Origin of the sequence: Butyrivibrio sp. AE2015 (assembly GCF_000420825.1) — a bacterium.
GTDB lineage: Bacteria > Bacillota > Clostridia > Lachnospirales > Lachnospiraceae > Butyrivibrio.
Genome location: NZ_ATVR01000063.1, coordinates 1 through 4236, shown reverse-complemented (window position 1 = coordinate 4236; position 4236 = coordinate 1). Strand labels below are relative to the sequence as shown.

Genomic DNA, 4236 nt, shown 5'->3' with positions numbered 1-4236 from the left:
GCGTTTTCCTCAGGTTCAGTCAATGGTGGCGTACTCAGCCGTAAACTATACTTTTTCTAATAGAGTCAGTGGGACGCTTCAAGTGACTTATCAACAGACAGGGCTCAGTCAATGGTGGCGTACGGAGCCAATTACTTACGCATATACAAAGGAAATGTGGTTTAGAATATACAAAAAGTTATCCCTGAAAAAGCTTGAGGCTGCCATAAGTGATTGAGCGTATCACTATCTATGGCAGCCTCTATGGTTTATTTCTTATTTAAGAGAGAGCAATGATATTAAGACACATCCTGCACCGCTTCAGGGAGCTGGGCAAGCAGTGAATTGATTGGAATTGGTCTGTAATCAATTCCTAATACTTCCATGGTATTTTCATCTATAAACATATCGTATGTCATCCACTCTGTTGTAAATGTAACTTCGTATAAACCAGGTTGGTATGTCACGAAAACATTTGACATATCTCCCTCTGATATACCTATTTCTCTGGCCGCAGCACAGATAACCAATTTCCTTTTCTCTGACATGATAGCCTCCTGTTATCTTCCAAACAAGCTACTAATACTGTCAATTGTACTAAATGCAGTATTAATGACTTCTTCAACATCTCCTGATTCATCTAACACTTCTTCTACAGCTTCATTTACAGTTTCGTTTACGGCTTCATTTACTACATCATTCACAACTTCGTTTATCACTTCATCTACTGCATCATTAGTCACTTCATTTACTATTTCAGTTACTGCTTCCGGTGCAACATTTTTCACTGTTTCATTTACTATGGTATTTGCAGTTCCTAACGTATTATCAACAGTTTCAAGGGTCTTTGAAACATCTGCGTCCACATGAACAGTTTCTTTGTTGTCCTTCACTTCAACACTTGCTGTGTTACCGCTGACGTTCACGCTTACCGAGTCATTTGTATCACTTACATGTACAGTCGTCTCTTTCTCTTTTACATCTACCAGCGTCTGTTCATTTTCAGATTCAGTTACTTTTTCTACTGTCTCAGTCCCAGCTACATATGGAAGATTAGTTATTTCTTTTTTGGTTGAATCTGTGTATGGAAGGTTCACAAGTCCATCACCAGATGTTTTGACCTCAATATCCCCATCTGTAAAAATGACGCTATGAACAGGTTCCTTTACCTTAACCGATTCAGAACTGTTATCTGTTTTCTTTTCAGTTTTATCGGTATTGTCTTTCAGAGTTTGCAAAGCGTATGGCCCTATCACAACTTTATCAGCCGCCCTGGTAAAAGAGCATGTTAAAAGAGTACTTGTAACTATGAAAAGAACCAGGATCAGATAGAACGATGGCTTTTTATAGTTAAGAATCTGTCTGACTCTTGTGGCTACTCCCACTTCACCAAATGCAATAGGATATACTGTTACAAACCTTTTCCTGGTGCTGCATAAAAGAAGTGAATTGGCGTAGGATTTCTTCTGCCTTGCAGACATATTGCTGATGACCATCTCATCACATGCAAGCTCAATATCTCTGCAAAAAAGAATATATGACAGCCATACAAGTGGATTGAACCAGTGAATAGCCACGATCAGATATCCTAATTGCTTCCTGATATGGTCATATCTCTTAATATGCACAAGCTCATGGGCAAGAACATTTTCAATTGTCTTATGGTCAAGGCCTGAAGGCAGGTAAACTATCGGACGAATCATTCCAAAAATAAAAGGTGTATCAATTTCATCGCATACAAACACTCTTTCGCTGGAACTAAAACGAATAGATACCCGGGTCTTAAGATAGACTCTGATATAGCTAAAAACTGCATAGCCAAGGACCACAGTTACTCCGATAAGCCATATGATAAGGGCTCCTACGAAAAACTTGTTATTTAGATAGCCTCTTACTGATGTATCCTGTGTATCTGCAAAATTCAATTCAGCTTCTCTTGTGTTTGCAAAAGAAATATCATCAGCATAGACCTCGGCCATTACCCCAACTGATTCGAGAACCTCTGTATCCACCGTTTTTTTTGCGGCTGCTCCCTTGGAAAAAGTCGAATTAACAATCTTCCCAAAATCAGGCATAAAGCCAATATCTGACTGAATCTGAAGTGGAACCAGTAATCTTAGTGCTACCACTGCCCATAAAACACCCATAAACCATTTTGGTGCTTTCTTAAGCGGTATTCTGATCAGTGACACTGCTATCATGAGAAGAATAGACGCCATACTCATCTCAATGACTTTTATAAAGATTAACCCCATACACTTACCCTCTGCCTATATAAAAGCGTAGCTACTACTTGATCTTGTCAATAATGTTCCTTATTTCAGCAATATCTTTTTTTGAAAGTTTCTGATGTGATGTAAAAGCTGCCAGAAATGCCGGAAGTGAACCTCCAAAGGCCTCCTCTACAAACTCCTCACTCTTTTGTGAATAAAAGTCTTCCTTGGATATTTTTGATGAGACAACCCCATCAACGTTTTGGAACAATCCCTTCTCACACAGTTTCTTTAAAACTGTATAAGTTGTAGATTTCTTCCATTCGAACTTCTCTGCGCAGAGCTTAACCAGATCCCCCGAAGCAATCGGCTCATTCTCCCATATAAGCTCCGCAAATTTCATCTGAACTTCCCCAAATTCTACGGCCATATCTTTCCGCCTTTCATTGGTCTATTTATTATAGACTTTATACTGATAGTTTATAGTGAGTAGACCAGTTTATCAAGACAATATTCCGTTAATGTTTTAACGCGTTTTTCATCGTTGTCTCATACCTGCATAAGTAGCGAGAAAAGGACGAATCTTTCGACTCGTCCTTTCTTATGTGTATACAAATTATTTGTTGAAGCTGTCTTTGTTATTGGCCTTTACCTTGATGTTCTTTCTTCTTGCATACTCTTCTACTGAGATTCCGGCAGCCGCTGCAAGAACTGCAACGATCCACCATGGGAATGATGCCTGTTTTTCAGCCGGAGCTGCTGCCTTTGCTGACTCTTCATCAACAATTGTTACAGCCTCACCCTGAGCCGTCTTTTCTTCAGTATTCTTTGTCTCTGACTCTGCTACAATAGCTTCTTTTTCTGATTCTGAAGCCGTATTATCAGTTACTGCCTCATTTGTTTCTACTGCCTTGTTCTCTGCCTTTGAAGCTTTATTATCAGAAGCCTTATTTGCTTCTTTCTTTGTATCAGTTGCTACCTTAGTAGTTGTCTTGGCTGTATCAGAAGTAGTTGCAACTCTCTTCTCTCCAAGAACCTGTGCTCCATCAGCTACTACAGGAGCTGCCACAGTTACTGCTCCATCTGCAGAAGCAGGTGCAGCTACTTCGTTAGTTGCTACAGCTGTGATCACTGAAGAACCTTCACCTTCTGTAAAAGCTTCGCTGTCTGTCTCATTCTGCTTTGCAGCTTCTTCTGCTCTCTTTGCTGCTTCTTCCTGAAGTCTCTTAGCCTCATTAAAATCCTGTGTTTTCTTTGCTAAAGTAACCTTTGCAGTTTCAAGCTGCTGATTAGTCTCTTTAAGGTTTTCTTTTGCATTTGCAACATTTTCTTTTGCTGTAGCTACAGCTCTTCTTAAATCTGCAAGTCTGGCGTTAAGTGCTGCCTTATCGAGAGTAGCATTTGCCTGAACGTTCTTTATAGCATTAAGGAGTATATTGAGCTGATTCTGAGCATTTGTTACTCTGTCAGCTGCGGCTGCAGCTGCCTTGTTAAGTGAAGCGTAGGCATCAAATGCTTTGTGGTAAGCTTCGCTAGCCATTTCAGTATTAGCTGTAAGATTAGAAAGTTGCTTGTCTGCTTCATCTTTTGCAGTTGTCTTTGCTTCTAACTCTTTATCTGCATTTGCTTTTGCAGTTGTCTTAGCTATTAATTCCTTATCTGCATTCTCTTTTGCAGTTGTCTTTGCTTCTAACTCCTTATCTGCATTCTCTTTTGCAGTTGTCTTTGCTTCTAACTCCTTATCTGCATCCTCTTTTGCAGTCGTCTTTGCTTCCAACTCCTTATCTGCATTCTCTTTTGCAGTTGTCTTTGCTGTCAGTTCCTTATCTGCGTTCTCTTTTGCAGTTGTCTTTGCTGTTAATTCCTTATCTGCATCCTCTTTCGCAGTCGTCTTTGCTTCCAACTCCTTATCTGCATTCTCTTTTGCAGTTGTCTTTGCTGTCAACTCTTTTGCTGCTGTTTCCATGGCCGTAAGCTTTTCGCTTGCAGTCTTCTTTGCTGCTTCCCATGCTGCTTCAGCTTCCTCTTTCTCTTTCTCTGTTCT

The 4236-nt window shown here is 40.0% G+C and carries 5 protein-coding genes; 1 reads left to right on the top strand and 4 read right to left on the bottom strand.

The window, feature by feature from the left end:
- The coding region (locus tag G585_RS19800; protein ID WP_026664069.1) for a hypothetical protein at nucleotides 1-217 on the top strand (217 nt) is incomplete at its 5' end.
- Between the two features lie 61 nt (nucleotides 218-278).
- Here G585_RS19800 and G585_RS0116420 read toward each other — a convergent pair.
- From G585_RS0116420 to G585_RS19780, 4 genes are all read right to left on the bottom strand, one after another.
- The gene (locus G585_RS0116420; protein WP_022776457.1) at nucleotides 279-527 is read right to left on the bottom strand and encodes a hypothetical protein; all 249 of its coding nucleotides are present in this window, start codon (nucleotides 525-527) and stop codon (nucleotides 279-281) included.
- A gap of 12 nt (nucleotides 528-539) precedes the next feature.
- The gene (locus tag G585_RS19240) at nucleotides 540-2234 is read right to left on the bottom strand and encodes a M56 family metallopeptidase (RefSeq protein ID WP_022776456.1); all 1695 of its coding nucleotides are present in this window, start codon (nucleotides 2232-2234) and stop codon (nucleotides 540-542) included.
- A gap of 34 nt (nucleotides 2235-2268) precedes the next feature.
- On the bottom strand, nucleotides 2269-2622 hold the full coding sequence (locus G585_RS0116410) for a BlaI/MecI/CopY family transcriptional regulator (RefSeq protein ID WP_022776455.1): 354 nt from the start codon (nucleotides 2620-2622) through the stop codon (nucleotides 2269-2271).
- 186 nt (nucleotides 2623-2808) lie between these two features.
- A partial coding sequence (locus G585_RS19780) for a hypothetical protein (RefSeq protein WP_022776453.1) occupies nucleotides 2809-4236 on the bottom strand: 1428 nt, incomplete at its 5' end.